Below are 16,297 nucleotides of genomic sequence, written 5' to 3' on the forward strand. Positions count from 1 at the left end.
TAAAATAAAAGGGCAGAAATAAAGAAAAATGGGTCTTTTTTTGGGATTTATTATATAATAAAGTAATTTTGCTCTATATAGAAACGAGCATAAAATATGACACATTTAGAAAAACTGGATTATATACCTCAAAACATAGACCTGATGGCAGGAATGGATATTACGGGAAATATCAAACATCTGTTCAAGGCTCCATCAAAGGTTCCGGGATATATGTTTCTGTTATGTTTCCAGGGAACATGTTCAATAACAGTACATCTCACACAATATACAATGAAAAAAGGGACATTGCTTATTTTGCTGCCGGACCTTTATTTTCAGATATTGGAGCAGAGCGATGACTGTAAATTCATTTTTACCGGATTTGCTACCGAACTTGTAAGGAGTTCGTCATTATTCTCAAAATCGATAGAATACACTCCTTTTATATTCGAAAAGCCTGTTTTGCAACTTGACAAAAAGGCGTTTGACCTTATGTATAGTTACTTAAGGATAATTATCAAAGCAAAAAACATTTCGAACAACATTGTAACACAGGAGCAGGCAGCACTGACTTTCACCCAGCTGATTCTGGGACTTGGAAACCTTATAAAGAACGGAAAGAGTGTAAACCAGCAATATAACAGAAACCAGGAAATAGTGAAAGAACTTGTCAGAACTGTGGTAATGAACTATCATACGGAAAGAAACGTAAGTTTTTATGCTGACAAGATGCATCTGTCGCCTCAACACCTTAGCACTACAATAAAGAAGATTACGGGAAAGACCCTGACAGACATCATATCTTCATTCATTATAAATGATGCGAAAGCAAAACTGAAATCAACAGAAATGACGATTCAGGAAATAGCCTACTCGCTGAACTTCCCTGACATCTCGTTCTTCGGGAAATATTTCAAAAGATATACAGGCATGTCGCCTAAGCAATACAGAAACACTGAATTATAAAAAAAGGAAATGCAATGTCTCATCAACATTGCATTTCCTTTTTTTATTTGTCCTTAATCTCTTCTATAGGAGTTATATCGACTATGTTTTCCTCTTCTTTCATTACTTTTTTCTTGAAGCGGATCAGCCTTATCAGGTCAGTCAGTGAATAGACTATGGCGGAAACACCAAGTATCGTAAAAGGAAGTGTCGCTACCTGGAACGGATTTGCCAAGACCACTATACCTGCCAATAACACCAACACAGGAATAACATACATCAGGAACGGCACTCTGGTGATACTGCGCACCGAGATGAAATTAAACAACTGCGAAAGTCCTGCCAGCACCAACAAAACTCCAAGTACATACATCAGTGTGGTAATGAAAAAGTCAGGCATAATCATAAGCCAGAATCCCAGCAAAGCACTACCCACTGCAGCAACAGGAAATACCGATTTTATTCCTGCCTCTTCCCTACGCTTTGCCGTTGCAAAATATCCAAACACACCTATAAGTCCTGGTAGCAGGAACAAAACTCCAATTGTTATCACAAGATAGCGTACGGCTTCGCCCGGCCATACCACCAACAGAATACCTATTATAAGAGCACATATACTGCTCAATGCATAGTAATTAAAGTTTCTCATAACCAAAATTTTGTTTTTATTATAAATACGAATTTAAGTATTTATTGACTAAAAAACAAAATTATCTGCATTTTGATTGATTTGAATACCTACATATAGGTATTTTTAAGTATAATTTTACCAATTTATAGGTATTGACGTTACATAGAAAAGCGGATACCTTTGCCATGACTTAAAAACTATAAAACGGACATAAAATCATGGCAACTGGAAAAATCTTATTTACAGCCGTTTTCTCGGCCCTAACACTCAATGCCGCATTTGCCGACAACGGTGCAGAAGACAAAAAAGAAGAAAAAAAAGAAAGCAGACTTACCTTCGGAGGATATGGCGAGGCTGCCTACAGCAGAAACTTTTTCAGCGACAACTATCTCAGGTACACGGATGCAAAGAACTACTCCGAAGAAAGTCACGGCAGATTTGACTTGCCACATGTTGTTTTCTATGTGGGATATAATTTTGGCAAAGGATGGTCACTGGGAAGTGAAATAGAAATAGAACACGGAGGAACCGAAAGTGCCGTAGAAATAGAAGAGGAAGAAGCTGGCGAATACGAGAGCGAAATAGAACGTGGAGGTGAGGTGGCACTCGAACAGTTCTGGATTCAGAAATCTTTCTGCAAGGAGTTCAATATCAAAATGGGACATATCATAGTACCTGTGGGAGGGACAAACCAGCATCATATGCCAACAGAATTCTTCGGAGTCTATCGTCCGGAGGGAGAAAACACCATCATGCCTTGTACATGGCACGAAACAGGAATCAGTCTTTGGGGACAGGCAGGAAAATGGAGATACGAGGCCATGTTACTGCCCGGACTTGATTCCGACCGTTTCAACCGTATGAACTGGATTCAGGGCGGAGCAGGAAGTCCATACGAATTCAAGATTGCTAATGCAATGGCAGGAGCTTTCAGAGTGGATAATTACTCGATTAAAGGACTGCGACTTTCAGTGAGCGGATATGTAGGTAACTCGTTCAGCAACACTCTGAGCAGAAGCAAGAAAGAAAAGTTCAAGAACGTAAGAGGTACAGTGGCTATAGGAGCATTCGACTTCGGATATAACGGCCACAACTGGATAGTAAGAGGTAATTTCGACTATGGTCATCTGTCCGACGCTCAGCTGATAAGCGAATACAATATGGGAATGAGCAGCAACTCCCCTTCCCCAAAACAGGCAGTAGCATCTGACGCCATTGCCGCAGGAATAGAAGCCGGATACGACCTTTTCTCTCAGTTCGAAAAGACAAGGGCAAAGAGTCAGAAATTCTACATCTTCGGAAGATACGATTACTATGACTCAATGCACAAAACCAACGGACTGAAATACGAATACTGCGGAAGAAACCGCATAGCAGCAGGTATCAACTATTTCCCAATGAAACAGATTGTCATCAAGGGGGAATATTCAATAGGAATTCTGAAAGATGTTTACAATAACGAACCCGCTATATCGCTCGGCATAGCCTACGCAGGATTCTTCACAAGATAATCAATAACAAACATGTATAACTTTAATTCAACAACTAAAATGAAAAGTATTTTAAAGACTTCTGCCGTTATAGCAATGAGTGCTATCATGGCAACATCAATCACATCGTGCGATGACAACAATGGTGAAAACACAGACGACCTGTCTGCAAAAGAACAGACTCTGAAGGATGCCGTTACTCCTTACGTAAAAAACACTGTAATCCCCACATATAAGAGTATGGCTGATGCAGCCATCAAACTGATGAATGCATGTAATGAAGCGAAAGACAAGTTCGACAGCGACAAGGATGGAGCTCAGGCAAAAATCACAGAAGCAGGCAACTACTGGAAGGAATCAAGAAGATACTGGGAACTGAGCGAAGCATTTCTTTTCGGCGCAGCAGCCGATTATAACATAGACCCGCATATCGACTCATGGCCTCTTGACAAGGTGGCTTTGGAACAGCTGCTCAACAACCAGGGCATGATGAACGCTATCGGTGAAGGAGGTGGAGCATACGTAAGTGCAAATCTGGGATATGGTCTGCTTGGTTTCCATGCTATCGAATATATGCTTTTCCAGCTTAACGCGTCAGGCGACCAGTCATCGGCAAGAGACGTAAACTCATTGAACAAAAACCAGATGATTTATATGGCAGCTGTAGCTGAAGATCTGTGTTTCCAATGCGTACGTCTCGAAGCATCATGGGCAGGAACAGACAATGTATCATCTGAGAAACAGACCATACTTACCGACAACGAACTTGAACCGACTTTCAACTACGGAGAAAGCATGCTCAATGCCGGTCAGGGCGGCAGCAAATACGTAAACTACACTGATGCCGCCCAGGAAATACTTCAGGGCTGTATCGACATTGCAGACGAAGTGGCAGAACAGAAAATGGGACGCCCTGCCAACGGAAGCAGCGAAGAGGACAAGAACTATATAGAGTCACCTTACAGCCTCAACTCTACTGTTGACTTTGCAGACAATATACGAAGCATCAAGAACGCATACGAAGGCAGCAATGACGGTGACAAGTCTGTAAGCGACTTCATTGCATCAGTCAATGCAGAAAAGGATAAAGCGGTAAAAGATGCGATAACATCTGCCATATCAGCTATAGAAGAAATACCTGAACCATTTGCCAAGAATGCTACAAGCCAGACTACAAAAAACGCCATAGACGCAGTAGCTAAAGTTTCAAATGCACTGAGCGAGGCATCTAAAATTCTGACTGAAAATTAATAATAAATATTTACAGTATATGAAGAAACATTATATACTTTCCTGTGCCGCATTGCTCGTCGGACTGACTGCATGTCAGGACAATACAGACGACACACCGGACAACGAGAACCAGAGCGGAGAACTTCCTGAATGGTATTACACCGGCGGTGAGTTAGGCACAGCTTTTCTAGCCACCTCGAATGCCCTAGAACAGCCTACTCCTGCCGTAGAACTGAATGGTATGGACAGCCAGTTCAAGAACGGAGAGGCACTGTTTGAGAAACCTTTCATGAGTAATCACAACGGAGTGAGAAGCGGACTAGGCCCTGTGTATATACGTACATCGTGCATACACTGCCATCCAGGATACGGACACGGTAAGAGACTTTCTGCCGGAACATTCGAAACAAACAGCATAGGAAACGGATGTCTGCTTGTAGTTTATAACCCTCAGACAGACGCTTACGTAAGCTGGCTTGCCGGTATGCCACAGACACATGCCGTGGAACCGTTCAAGGCTCCGCTGGACGAAAGCAAGATAACTGTAGAATGGAAAAACCACACGGACGAATGGAACAATACATTTCCAGACGGCGAGAAATACGAGCTGCAATATCCTGAAGTTACAATTCCTAAAGAAGCTATATACGTATATAATAAAGGATATACGCAAATTGAGGATTATGCAGTAAGACTTGAGTCAACTATCGGTATCTACGGTACAGGACTTCTTGATGCCATTTCGGACGAAGATCTGAAAGCCGAATATGCCAAACAGGAAGCCGATGGAATATTGCCCAACGGTATAAATCCGGCATTTTTCAAGAACGGCGAATGGGTGAAACAATACAGCAACTCAAAGGATACAGATGTTCTCCCAGGAACAGTGAAGGAAGAGCATCCGTTCAAGTTCACATACGCCCTTAGCCGCGGACCTCTGCAGGACGCCGCAGGAACAAACGCCTTGTGGAATATCACAAACGTGACAAGAACAAACAGAAGATACCACTACCTTGACGCAGCAGGAACATACGCACAATATTCTGCAAAGGATCCTGAAGTACAGGCCGGATACAAGGATTATATCGAGCAGGCAGATCCCGAAAAGAATCATCCTACATGGCATCCGGCAAGCGAAAATCCGGCTGATATCGAGGCTGCAATACTTGCTTATCTCACCTCGAAAGAACTTGACGTGGAAATGAGCGACGAAGACTACGTAGACTTCATGGTATGGCACAGAGGTCTTGCAGTACCGGCAGCAAGAAACGTTGACGACCCGGATGTACTGAAAGGTAAGGAACTGTTCGAAGAGATAGGCTGCACATACTGCCACAAACCGTCATGGACTACAGGTGACGATAATTTCTACGACCCTAACGGTGTTTTCAGCAAAGGCGACAGCCGCCTCCCGAAATATCCTAACCAGAAGATATGGCCTTACTCAGACTTGATTCAGCACAAGCTTTACATGGTGAACGATATCCGTACGGGATGGTGCAGAACGACTCCGCTTTGGGGAAGAGGACTTCACCAGAGATGTACAGGCTCGGCTACTGCGGATAGGCTGCATGACAACCGCGCACGAAACGTAATAGAGGCGATTATGTGGCACGGAAACAAAAAGAGTGACGCATACTATACCGTACAGAAATTCAGGGAATTGTCAAAAGAAGACAGAGATGCAATAGTAAAGTTTATCGATTCGATATAAGATATAAATATACAAGACTGTCCTCCCATCGACACATCGGAGGACGGTCTTTCAAACAGACATTCGCTATATATGATCAACAAACTGCTGAAAATCTCCAAACGCACTACCGTCATCACAATATCGCTGCTGATAATAATCATGGTATCAGCCACAATAGCAGAAAAGACAAACGGCACATCATTTGCCAGCCGACATTTCTATTCCAATCCACTGTTCATGGCATTATGGTTCACAGCTGCAATTTCCGGCATAGTCTATATTATAAAACGGAAACTGTATAAACGGATAATCACTTTCTGTATGCATGCCTCCTTCATCGTTATACTGACAGGTGCATTCATAACCCATACCTCAGGACTGCAAGGTAGCATACATCTCAGAATGGACGAAAATCCCAAGCAGAGTTTCAAGACGACAGACGAAGCGGAACACAAACTTCCCTTCAGCATTTCGCTAGAGGAATTCCGAACAGAGTATTACTCCGGCACAACCACACCCATGAATTATATTAGCACAATATCAATACACGACGGTTCGGAAACAGAAGGAACAGTCTCGATGAACCGTATATTCAAACACAAAGGTTACCGTTTCTACCAGTCGGGATATGATGCCGACGGAAAGGGAAGCACACTATACGTAAGCCACGACCCGATTGGCATTGCCGTCACTTACACTGGATATATATTACTCTTTCTTTCAATGATACTGTTCTTCTTTGAAAAGAAATCCGTTTTTAAGAAGAGGATATCTGCAGCATGCTTATTACTGTCAATATCATTTGCGTCATCATTTGCAGAAAACAAACTGCCACCTACTCTCCCTGCAGGTACAGCTGAAGTCTTCGGAAACATACGCGTAAACCATAACGGACGAATTGCTCCAGTGCAAACCCTTGCCACTGATTTCACCAAAAAGATATACGGAGGAAAAAGTTATAAAGGGCTGTCGGCTGAACAGGTACTGACAGGATGTTTCTTCTATTACGACTACTGGAAAGAGGAGCCGTTTATCCGCATAAAAAGCAAATATGTTCAGAAAGTACTGGGCATAGAAGGAAGGTATGCCAGACTGACCGACTTTATAGGAAGAAATGGATTTAAGATAGACGAACAGCTGAAAACAGAAAAAGACATAAAGCGCATCCGCGAACTGGAAGAGGCAGCGGAGAAGTTCAGTCTGATAAGCTCTTTATGTACGGGAAATCTTCTGAAGATATACCCGGCATTCGACAATGAGAAAGGTACATATACATGGTACTCCATTCCTGACAATCTGCCATCGGACATTGAACGCGACAAATGGCTGTTCATAAGATACAGCATGAACTATATTGCAGAGAAAGTGGCAATGAAAGATTTTAGCGGAGCAGAGAAACTGATAGACAAAATCATAGGATTTCAGAAAAAGGAAGCCGGGAACTCGCTGCCATCGGATACAGAATTCAAGGCAGAGAGGATATACAATTCATTTGCCAATCTGAAACTGCTCTCCATGTTCTGCCTCACAATAGGTATATTCGGCTATATATTCCAGATTTATAATGTGGTAAAGGGAAAGAGAAAGAACGGAACAAACCACTGTCTGTTTATAATGCTGTTCCCTACCCTGGGCTACGTGTCTGGGATTATTGCGCTGAGATGGATTATAAGCGGCCACATACCTGTTTCGAACGGTTTTGAGACTATGCTGATTATGTCTGTCGTATCAATACTGTTCAGCATTATTTTCTACAGGCGTATGAATAATTCCGTATCGGTAGGATATATAATTTCCGGACTCGCACTGCTGGTGGCAATGATGGGCGACAGCAATCCTGCCATAACACCGCTTATGCCGGTTCTGTCATCACCGCTTCTGAGCATACATGTTATGTCCATCATGATTTCTTACTCACTGTTTGCCATAATGATGCTGAACGGAATATCTGCCGAAATTCTTCACAGGAGCGGGAAAAGAGACAATGATATTTACAGTCTGGAAGACAGCAGCCGTATAATCCTTTATCCAGCCGTATTCCTGCTGGTGTTCGGAATATTTATCGGAGCTATATGGGCAAACGTGTCGTGGGGAAGATATTGGGGATGGGACCCGAAAGAGGTATGGGCACTCATCACCATGCTTATTTACTCGGCAGCACTACATACCGAATCTATCCGTTCTTTCAGAAGTCCGATGTTCTTCCACCGTTTCTGTATACTGGCCTTTATCTCGGTACTGATTACTTGTTTCGGGGTAAACTTTATACTTGGAGGGATGCACAGTTATGCGTGAGCGAACGGATGATGAACGGTATCTGAACAGAGCCTAAACGGTTTCTAAACGCTACCTAAAACAGTAACGCCCGCCGTACACAGGATTCATCCAGTGTTCAGCGGGCGTTCAATTGCTGTTTGTTCTGCGTTTAGCACGCATTTAACAACCGTTTATTTTCCGTTTAGACGTATCAATATACTTCTACCTTTGCTGCAAGCGACTTACATTTATCACGGAGAGCATCAAGGTCACCTCCTACCTTATCATAGCAAACTACTACGCCCATACGACGGTTAAGTTTTGTATATGGCTTACCGAATATACGCAAGTATGTGTCAGGCTGAGAACATACATTCTCTATACCCTTATAGCGAGGAGCGTCCTTGCTTGCTATCGGTGAAAGAATTACCGCACTTGCACCGATGTGTTCCTGAGTAATTCCAGGTATAGGCAATCCAAGAATAGCATACAGATGAAGTTCGAATTCGTTGAGGTTCTGTGTATTTGCCAATGTCACCATACCTGTGTCATGAGGACGTGGTGAGAGTTCTGAGAAATAAACACCATTGTCATGGCTCAAGAAAAATTCCACTCCCCAAAGTCCGTAACCGGTAAGGGCTTCAGTTACTTTTGCAGCCATCTGCTGTGCCTCAGCCAAATGTTCTGGAGCGATACGTGCCGGCTGAAAGCTTTCGCGATAGTCGCCTCCCTTCTGTACATGTCCTATAGGAGGACAGAACAATGTAGGACCGTTCTTCTGAGTAACTGTAAGAAGTGTAATCTCGCTGTCGAACTTGATGAACTCTTCTACAATGAGTTCCTTGATGTCGCCACGGCTTCCGCTGCATCCATAATCCCATGAATACTGAAGATCCTCCGGACCTTTGGCTACAGACTGTCCTTTTCCTGAAGAAGACATCAATGGTTTGATAACACAAGGGTAACCTATCTTCTCGGCAGCTTCTTTAAGTTCTTCGTATGATTTTGCATAGAAATATTTGGCAGTCTTAAGTCCCAGTTCTTTTGCAGCAAGGTCACGTATCTCCTTACGGTTCATAGTAAAGTTCACGGCTCTTGCACTTGGAACAACCTGAATACCTTCTTTCTCCAGATGGAAAAGACGTTCTGTACGAATAGCCTCAATTTCAGGTACAATAATGTCAGGGTGATATTTTGCTACAACCTTGTCAAGCGCATCGCCATCAAGCATACTGAACACCTCACATGCGTCGGCAACCTGCATTGCGGGTGCACCGGCATAAGAATCACATGCAATCACATACTGTCCCAATCTCTTGGCGGCAATTACAAACTCCTTTCCCAATTCTCCGGAGCCAAGCAAAAGTATTTTTTTAGTCATAATTATAAGAGTTTTTGTCTATATATCTACAAAGATAACATTATGTCTGCAAAGATAACATTTTTCCGAAAATATTATACTTATGAATTACAATATTCTGTGGAACAGAAGATGAGTTGGGTGAATAATGAACGGTGCCTGTGAAACCAACACAATACTTACAGAAGCTGCAACTATCCACAACAAGATCATAACGACTTTCATGGAAGTGGACATAGGCTCTTTCTTCCCTGTAATATGAAGTATAAGATGTATAACTCCAACTACAGGTATTCCTATCAGCAACAATCCGCAAACTACCATAGTGACAGCCACACCGGCAGATGTTCCAACCATATCCCAGTTGATGTAAGGCAATGCCTCATAGAAAAATGCCGGAACACTGACCAACACTCCGGTAGCAGCCATAAGCAATGCAAAAAGCACTATTAAGACTACTATCACTACAGGAGCACAGCATATAGCCAATATGACAAATACCAACTTTACGATGAAGCCTAATACAGAGAAAAATATATTTCCCAATTTTTCAATAAATGTACGTGGCTTCTCGGAATGGACATAATCATTCATCTTTTCAAAACCGTCTGTCACTGTTTTCCCTATATTCTCCATATTCACCGGCTCGCCTTTCATCTGAAGTTTCTCTGTAGCGGTATGTGCCATTGGTATTATAATCCATGCTATGATATATGCCAAAATGAACCCATGCAACAATATAGCACAGACTAAAAACAAGATTCGCGTCCATGCCACATCCCATCCAAAATATGCGGCAAGTCCTGAAACTACACCACCAAGGACTTTATCATCGGGATTTCTGAAAAGACGACGTTTCACTGTGTCATCACCGTTTGTATTGTTACGATAATCCTGAGTATTTTCATTCGACTCATCATCTGTATTGATTTCCTCCGGTTTACCCATGCGGGCTATCACTTCCTCCACATTCTCTATAGTGATGACCTGCTGACCATGAGAGATATATTCGGAAAACAGTTCAGCTATACGGTTTTCCATGTCCCTTACTATTTCATCAGCATCGGTCTCACTACGGAAATGATATTTCAGATTATTCAGATAATTGTCCAATAATACATATGCATCTTCATCTATATGATAAACCGTGCCACCTAAATTAACTGTCAATGTCTTTTTCATTTTGATTCAATTGTTAAAAGTTCGTTCCTTAAATGATTTACCGTATTGGAGAGTTCATCCCACGCCGTTTCCAACTCAGACAATACCCCCTCTCCATCAGAGGTAAGTTTGTAGTATTTGCGTGGTGGTCCCTGAGTTGATTCAACCCACTCATACGAAAGGAGACCATCATTCTTCAGTCTGGTAAGTAAGGGATAAAGTGTGCCCTCCACTACTATAAGCTTTGCATCTTTCAGTTTTTGGATTATATCCGACGCATAAGACGGTTCTCTGTGCAACAACAGGAGAATGCAGTACTCAAGCATACCCTTTCGCATCTGAGATTTTACATTATCTACATTCATGATTTTATTATTACTTTGTTTGTATGGCACAAATATATGTATAATTAGATTACCTTGCATTACAAAGTACTTGATATTTTATTATTTTTAATACAATTAACTAAAGTCCAGTTACAATAAGCCCGATAAAAACGTATTTTTGCGAGAGTACAACTAAAAACAAGGATATATGACTGACATTAGAAAAGCTACTACAGAGGATATCAAGCTGATAAACGAGTTGGCATGGATAGCATTTCCCACAACTTACAAGGATATCCTGACAAAAGAACAGATTGACTATATGATGGACTGGATGTATTCGCCTGAAAATCTTTTAAAACAGATGACGGAAGAAGGACATATTTACTATCTGGCATACTCTGACAACAAGCCTGCAGGATACGTGTCAATACAGAAGGAAGGCGAAAACCTGTTTCATCTGCAGAAAATCTATGTCTTGCCTGAATTTCAAAAAGAGCATATAGGAAAACAACTGTTCTGCAAAGCCAAAGAAGCAGTGAAAGAAATAAACAGGAAACCATGCAGAATGGAACTAAACGTGAACCGCCACAATCCGGCTCTGGGATTTTATCTTCACATGGGAATGAAAAAAGTTTCGGAAGGTGATTTCGACATTGGAGGAGGTTACTATATGAATGATTATATAATGGCGATTGATGTGGAATAAAAAAATATGCATGCAAACAGTGGAAAATGCCACTCTGCATGCATATTTTATTTATTATAATACCTCAAAATTACTGGTGCTGTTCTCTCAGCAAGTCATTTACAGTCTTAACCGGATTGAATGTGCTCAAAGGAACTTCAACGAAAATAGTGTTCCAGTCACTCATTGAGCCATTCCACAATCCCGGAAGTTCAAGTGCCTTAAGTTCCTTGCCGCCTTTTGATTTATATGAAATAAATCCTGTAGCCTTGTCAACATAATTCACAAGATTGAACTTGTTGCCCTTATAGTCGCGAACGGCACAAACCAGGTCAACCGGATTGAAGTGTGTACCCTTTTCGAACATTGCTTTCTTTTCAGGATCGTTCATGTCAATCTGTGAACTTTCCAAAATCTGCAATGAAACTGTTCCGTCAGGATTATAAGCCAGGAACGGACCACCACCAGGTTCGCCCACATTCTTAACCATACCGCAAACACGCATAGGACGGTTAAGTTTCTTACGCAGGTAAATTACCAGGTCGGCATCTTCCATATCCTTTATATCATCCTTGCGGCAGTGGAGCTGCTGCTGAACGAAACGGATGATATTTTCCAATTCATCATGACGATAATGACCGCTATCTAGTAGCTGAAGATATTCGAAAGCCTGTTTCTGAAGTGTTACAAGAACTCCGGCAAGCAACTTCTTATAAGTTACTGTATCACCCTTCAGTCTGTCAGGAACTACATTATCTATATTCTTGATAAATACTATATCTGCATCAAGGTCATTCAGGTTTTCTATCAATGCGCCGTGACCGCCCGGACGGAACAAAAGTTTGCCGTTGTCGCGGAATGGCTTGTTCTCCATATCTGCAGCTACTGTATCAGTGCTTGGTTTCTGTTCAGAGAAACTGATGTTGTATTTTACACCATATTTAGCAGCGTACTGAGCAACCTTTTCATCTACAAGTTTTGCAAACAGTTCGCGATGTTCTGTAGATACGGTGAAATGTACATTCACTTCCCCACTCTTTCCGGCAGCATACAAAGCTCCTTCTACAAGATGCTCTTCGAGCGGAGTACGAACGCCGTCTTCATATTTATGGAATTTAAGCAGACCTTTTGGCAATGCTCCGTAATTCAAGCCGGCAGATTCCAGAAGATTTGCAACAACATCTTTATAATTGCCTTCTGAAATCAAAGCTTCAATACCTTTACCGTTGTTCTTTACGCAAGCAGCATCAAGGTCGGCATAAAAAGCAAAATTATTGATATTGTTAAAGAATTTCTTTTCGAAATCGGTTGTAGGAACATCATAGTCTGCGCCAAGGAATTCGAACATATTCTTGAACATACGGCTGGCAGCACCAGACGCAGGTACAAACTTGACTATTTTCTTATCGCCTTCCTTATATGCGTCCCAAGCTGCAAGATATGTTTTCTGAGCATCTTCACTCGCAAGCATAATACCGCGGTTTTCAACTGATGCAGCTGCAAATAATTTTAGAAAAGGGAAACCTTTTTCGAAACAAGCTAACTGTTCGGCAATCTGTTCTTCGGAGATGCCTTTCTTAGCCAATAAATCTTTATCTTCTTGTGTTAACATATTGTATAAATTAAGTAATGAATTCGTTCAATAGTATAGAAATCTGCTCAAAATTATAAAAAAGGGCGAAATATAACTAATATAATGAAGAAAAAAACTATCTTTACACACAAGAAAAAGGATAAAGTCATGGAAGAAACAGCTTTTTTTAACAGTAATGAAAAAGAATTACTCTTTACATTATATAAAAAACTACTAAGGCTATCTAAAGACACACTGCAAAAGGATGACTGCAGAAAAATAAAATCACATCTTATCAAGGTGATGAAGAACGGGGGTATTCCAAGAAATGCATTTGGAATGAATCCGATAATAAAAGACATGCAGACAGCCGTTATTGTAGCCGAAGAGATAGGCATGCGCCGTGCCTCCATACTGGGTATAATGCTTCACGAATCTGTGAAATATAATCTTTGTACACTTGATGAAGTAAAAAACGAATACGGAGAGGACGTAGCAGGTATAATCAAAGGGCTTGTAAAAATAAATGAACTTTATGCCAAAAGTCCGACTATAGAATCGGAAAACTTCAGAAATCTTCTGCTCTCATTCGCGGAAGACATGAGGGTTATTCTTATAATCATTGCAGACAGGGTAAACCTGATGCGACAGATTAAGGATTCTGAAAACGATGAAGCCAGAATCATGGTTTCGAATGAAGCGGCATATCTGTATGCTCCTTTAGCGCACAAGCTAGGATTGTACAAGTTAAAATCCGAGCTGGAGGACTTGTCACTGAAATACACGCAGCATGACATTTATTATCATATAAAAGAAAAGCTGAACGCCACAAAACAAGCTCGCGACAGATATATTGACGCCTTTATCGAGCCTATCAAGAAGAAGCTGGAGGATGCAGGACTGAAATTCCACATGAAAGGAAGAACCAAGTCCATACACTCGATATATCAGAAGATGAAAAAACAGGGTTGCCCTTTCGAAGGTGTTTACGACCTGTTTGCCATAAGAATAATCCTTGACTCTGAACTGGAAAAAGAAAAACAGGAATGCTGGCAGGCATATTCGATTGTTACTGACATGTATCTGCCTAACCCGAAACGTCTGCGCGACTGGCTGTCGGTGCCTAAAAGCAACGGATACGAATCGCTTCATATCACCGTGATGGGCCCTGAAGGCAAATGGGTGGAAGTACAGATACGTACTGAAAGGATGGATGAAATAGCCGAGAAAGGTCTGGCTGCACACTGGAGATACAAAGGCATTAAAGGTGAGACAGGGCTTGACGAATGGCTTAACTCCATACGCGAGACACTGGAAAATGCCGACAGCGATATCGAGGCCATGGATCAGTTCAAACTCGACCTTTACAAAGATGAAGTGTTTGTTTTTACACCGAAAGGTGACCTCTACAAACTTCCTCAAGGAGCAACGGTCCTGGACTTTGCCTTTACCATTCACACTAACCTTGGAAGCAAGTGTATAGGTGCAAGGGTGAACGGAAAGAATGTCCAGCTGAAACAGATTCTGAACAGTGGAGATCAGGTGGAAATCATGACCTCCAACACTCAGGTGCCGAAGCAAGACTGGCTGAATTTTGTAACTACTTCGAAAGCCAGAACAAAAATACGACAGGCACTAAAAGAAATAGCGGCACGACAAACACAGTTTGCCAAGGAAACGCTTGAACGTAAATTCAAAAACAAGAAAATTGAATACGACGAGTCCATACTGATGCGACTTATCAAAAAGATGGGCTTCAAGAGCGTAACAGATTTCTACAAGAGCATATCCGACGAGAGCAGCGATATAAATACGATTATCGACAAATACGTGGAGATGCAAAAGCGTGAGACGGAACAACGCGAAGAAGTGATATACAGAAGTGCCGAGGCATATAATCTGCAACAGAACGCAGAAGTCAAAGATTACTTCAAAGACGATGTGCTGGTGATAGACCAGAACCTGAAAGGAATTGATTTTAATCTGGCAAAATGCTGTAATCCTATCTATGGAGACGATGTGTTCGGATTTGTCACTATCTCAGGAGGTATAAAGATACACCGCTGCGACTGTCCTAATGCTCCAGAGATGAAGGCCAGATTTCCGTACCGTATAGTACGCGCCAGATGGGCAGGCAAGAGTCAGGGCAAACAATATCCTATTACACTGCGTATAGTAGGACATGACGACATAGGTATTGTTACAAACATCACTTCTATCATCAACAAGGAGAACGATATACTTTTAAGATCAATCAGTGTAGATTCGCACGACGGATTGTTCTCAGGAATGCTTACGGTAATGGTGGATGATACATCAAAACTGGAAGCATTGATAAAAAAACTAAGGACAGTAAAAGGTGTAAAACAGGTGAACCGAGGTTAAAATCAATCTGTTACAGCAATATTCTGTTAATTTTGGTGATTAAAAGCATTTATAAATTAGATTATAAACTAAATTCGCAACAAGAATTATAAAAGTAGAACAAGTATGAAGAAATTTATTCTTACCACAGTTATGTTCTTCATGGGCATAATCATGGTAATGGCTGCCGGTACAGCAGAAATAAAGTTTGAGACAACGACACACGATTTTGGCAGTTTCTCGGAAAACAGTCCTAAAGTGACATGTACTTTCAAATTCACTAATGTAGGCGACGGTCCTCTGGTCATTCATCAGGCTATAGCAACATGCGGATGCACGGTACCACAGTATCCTAAGGAACCTATCAAACCGGGTGAGAGCGGTGAAATTACAGTTACTTACAATGGTGCCGGTAAGTTTCCCGGAAGATTCCAGAAGACAATTACATTACGCACAAACGGAAAATCTGAAATCACTCGCCTAATTGTAAAAGGCGATATGATGCCAGCCGCTGCTGATACTAAATAGGGGCGAATATCCATAAATAATGACAATATAAAAATCTCCTACCTCAGCTACTCTTTTATTAGCT

The 16,297-nt window shown here is 41.6% G+C and carries 13 protein-coding genes; 8 read left to right on the plus strand and 5 right to left on the minus strand.

The window, feature by feature from the left end:
* The first annotated feature begins 96 nt into the window (after window positions 1-96).
* The gene (locus tag Q0486_RS15995) at window positions 97-948 is read left to right on the plus strand and encodes a helix-turn-helix domain-containing protein (RefSeq protein WP_299235732.1); all 852 of its coding nucleotides are present in this window, start codon (window positions 97-99) and stop codon (window positions 946-948) included.
* A 43-nt stretch (window positions 949-991) separates the two neighbouring features.
* Here Q0486_RS15995 and Q0486_RS16000 read toward each other — a convergent pair whose 3' ends face one another.
* Window positions 992-1,576: a DUF308 domain-containing protein gene (locus tag Q0486_RS16000; protein WP_299235734.1), complete on the minus strand. Its 585-nt coding sequence runs from the start codon at window positions 1,574-1,576 to the stop codon at window positions 992-994.
* Between the two features lie 200 nt (window positions 1,577-1,776).
* Between Q0486_RS16000 and Q0486_RS16005 the strand changes: the two genes are divergently transcribed.
* The 4 genes from Q0486_RS16005 to ccsA all read left to right on the plus strand — a co-directional run bounded on the left by Q0486_RS16005 (window position 1,777) and on the right by ccsA (window position 8,272).
* A complete protein-coding gene (locus tag Q0486_RS16005; protein ID WP_299235737.1) occupies window positions 1,777-3,069 on the plus strand; it encodes a hypothetical protein in 1,293 nt (430 codons plus the stop codon).
* 39 nt (window positions 3,070-3,108) lie between these two features.
* Window positions 3,109-4,299, plus strand: coding sequence for an imelysin family protein (locus tag Q0486_RS16010; protein ID WP_299235740.1), 1,191 nt, complete (start codon window positions 3,109-3,111; stop codon window positions 4,297-4,299).
* Window positions 4,300-4,318: 19 nt separating this feature from the next.
* The gene (locus Q0486_RS16015; protein WP_299235743.1) at window positions 4,319-5,995 is read left to right on the plus strand and encodes a di-heme oxidoredictase family protein; all 1,677 of its coding nucleotides are present in this window, start codon (window positions 4,319-4,321) and stop codon (window positions 5,993-5,995) included.
* A gap of 72 nt (window positions 5,996-6,067) precedes the next feature.
* On the plus strand, window positions 6,068-8,272 hold the full coding sequence (ccsA, locus tag Q0486_RS16020) for a cytochrome c biogenesis protein CcsA (protein WP_299235746.1): 2,205 nt from the start codon (window positions 6,068-6,070) through the stop codon (window positions 8,270-8,272).
* Between the two features lie 172 nt (window positions 8,273-8,444).
* Here the strand turns inward: ccsA and purT are convergent, their stop codons facing one another.
* The 3 genes from purT to Q0486_RS16035 form a co-directional block, all read right to left on the minus strand.
* Entirely contained in the window at window positions 8,445-9,614 is a 1,170-nt protein-coding gene (purT, locus tag Q0486_RS16025; protein ID WP_299235748.1) for a formate-dependent phosphoribosylglycinamide formyltransferase, read from the minus strand.
* Window positions 9,615-9,701: 87 nt separating this feature from the next.
* Complete coding sequence (locus Q0486_RS16030) at window positions 9,702-10,775, minus strand: PspC domain-containing protein (RefSeq protein WP_299235751.1); 1,074 nt, start codon at window positions 10,773-10,775, stop codon at window positions 9,702-9,704.
* On the minus strand, window positions 10,772-11,119 hold the full coding sequence (locus tag Q0486_RS16035) for a PadR family transcriptional regulator (protein WP_204392081.1): 348 nt from the start codon (window positions 11,117-11,119) through the stop codon (window positions 10,772-10,774). The genes Q0486_RS16030 and Q0486_RS16035 overlap by 4 nt, the downstream gene beginning before the upstream one ends.
* A 169-nt stretch (window positions 11,120-11,288) precedes the next feature.
* Between Q0486_RS16035 and Q0486_RS16040 the strand changes: the two genes are divergently transcribed.
* Complete coding sequence (locus Q0486_RS16040) at window positions 11,289-11,789, plus strand: GNAT family N-acetyltransferase (RefSeq protein ID WP_299235757.1); 501 nt, start codon at window positions 11,289-11,291, stop codon at window positions 11,787-11,789.
* 70 nt (window positions 11,790-11,859) lie between these two features.
* On the opposite strand, the gene Q0486_RS16045 is transcribed toward Q0486_RS16040, so the two are convergent.
* Window positions 11,860-13,380 carry a DUF4301 family protein gene (locus Q0486_RS16045; protein ID WP_299235760.1) on the minus strand — a complete coding sequence of 507 codons (1,521 nt, stop codon included), beginning with the start codon at window positions 13,378-13,380 and terminating at the stop codon, window positions 11,860-11,862.
* Between the two features lie 129 nt (window positions 13,381-13,509).
* On the opposite strand from Q0486_RS16045, the gene Q0486_RS16050 reads away from it, so the two are divergent.
* Window positions 13,510-15,726 carry a RelA/SpoT family protein gene (locus tag Q0486_RS16050; protein WP_299235789.1) on the plus strand — a complete coding sequence of 739 codons (2,217 nt, stop codon included), beginning with the start codon at window positions 13,510-13,512 and terminating at the stop codon, window positions 15,724-15,726.
* A 105-nt stretch (window positions 15,727-15,831) separates the two neighbouring features.
* Window positions 15,832-16,233, plus strand: coding sequence for a DUF1573 domain-containing protein (locus tag Q0486_RS16055; protein WP_299235763.1), 402 nt, complete (start codon window positions 15,832-15,834; stop codon window positions 16,231-16,233).
* Window positions 16,234-16,297 lie beyond the last annotated feature (64 nt).

Source organism: uncultured Bacteroides sp., from assembly GCF_937912035.1.
GTDB lineage: Bacteria > Bacteroidota > Bacteroidia > Bacteroidales > Bacteroidaceae > Phocaeicola.

Coding starts and splice junctions, on each gene's coding strand:
- Q0486_RS15995 (WP_299235732.1), top strand. CDS start 97: ATGACACATTTAGAAAAACTGGATTATATACCTCAAAACATAGACCTG.
- Q0486_RS16000 (WP_299235734.1), bottom strand. CDS start 1,576: ATGAGAAACTTTAATTACTATGCATTGAGCAGTATATGTGCTCTTATA.
- Q0486_RS16005 (WP_299235737.1), top strand. CDS start 1,777: ATGGCAACTGGAAAAATCTTATTTACAGCCGTTTTCTCGGCCCTAACA.
- Q0486_RS16010 (WP_299235740.1), top strand. CDS start 3,109: ATGAAAAGTATTTTAAAGACTTCTGCCGTTATAGCAATGAGTGCTATC.
- Q0486_RS16015 (WP_299235743.1), top strand. CDS start 4,319: ATGAAGAAACATTATATACTTTCCTGTGCCGCATTGCTCGTCGGACTG.
- ccsA (WP_299235746.1), top strand. CDS start 6,068: ATGATCAACAAACTGCTGAAAATCTCCAAACGCACTACCGTCATCACA.
- purT (WP_299235748.1), bottom strand. CDS start 9,614: ATGACTAAAAAAATACTTTTGCTTGGCTCCGGAGAATTGGGAAAGGAG.
- Q0486_RS16030 (WP_299235751.1), bottom strand. CDS start 10,775: ATGAAAAAGACATTGACAGTTAATTTAGGTGGCACGGTTTATCATATA.
- Q0486_RS16035 (WP_204392081.1), bottom strand. CDS start 11,119: ATGAATGTAGATAATGTAAAATCTCAGATGCGAAAGGGTATGCTTGAG.
- Q0486_RS16040 (WP_299235757.1), top strand. CDS start 11,289: ATGACTGACATTAGAAAAGCTACTACAGAGGATATCAAGCTGATAAAC.
- Q0486_RS16045 (WP_299235760.1), bottom strand. CDS start 13,380: ATGTTAACACAAGAAGATAAAGATTTATTGGCTAAGAAAGGCATCTCC.
- Q0486_RS16050 (WP_299235789.1), top strand. CDS start 13,510: ATGGAAGAAACAGCTTTTTTTAACAGTAATGAAAAAGAATTACTCTTT.
- Q0486_RS16055 (WP_299235763.1), top strand. CDS start 15,832: ATGAAGAAATTTATTCTTACCACAGTTATGTTCTTCATGGGCATAATC.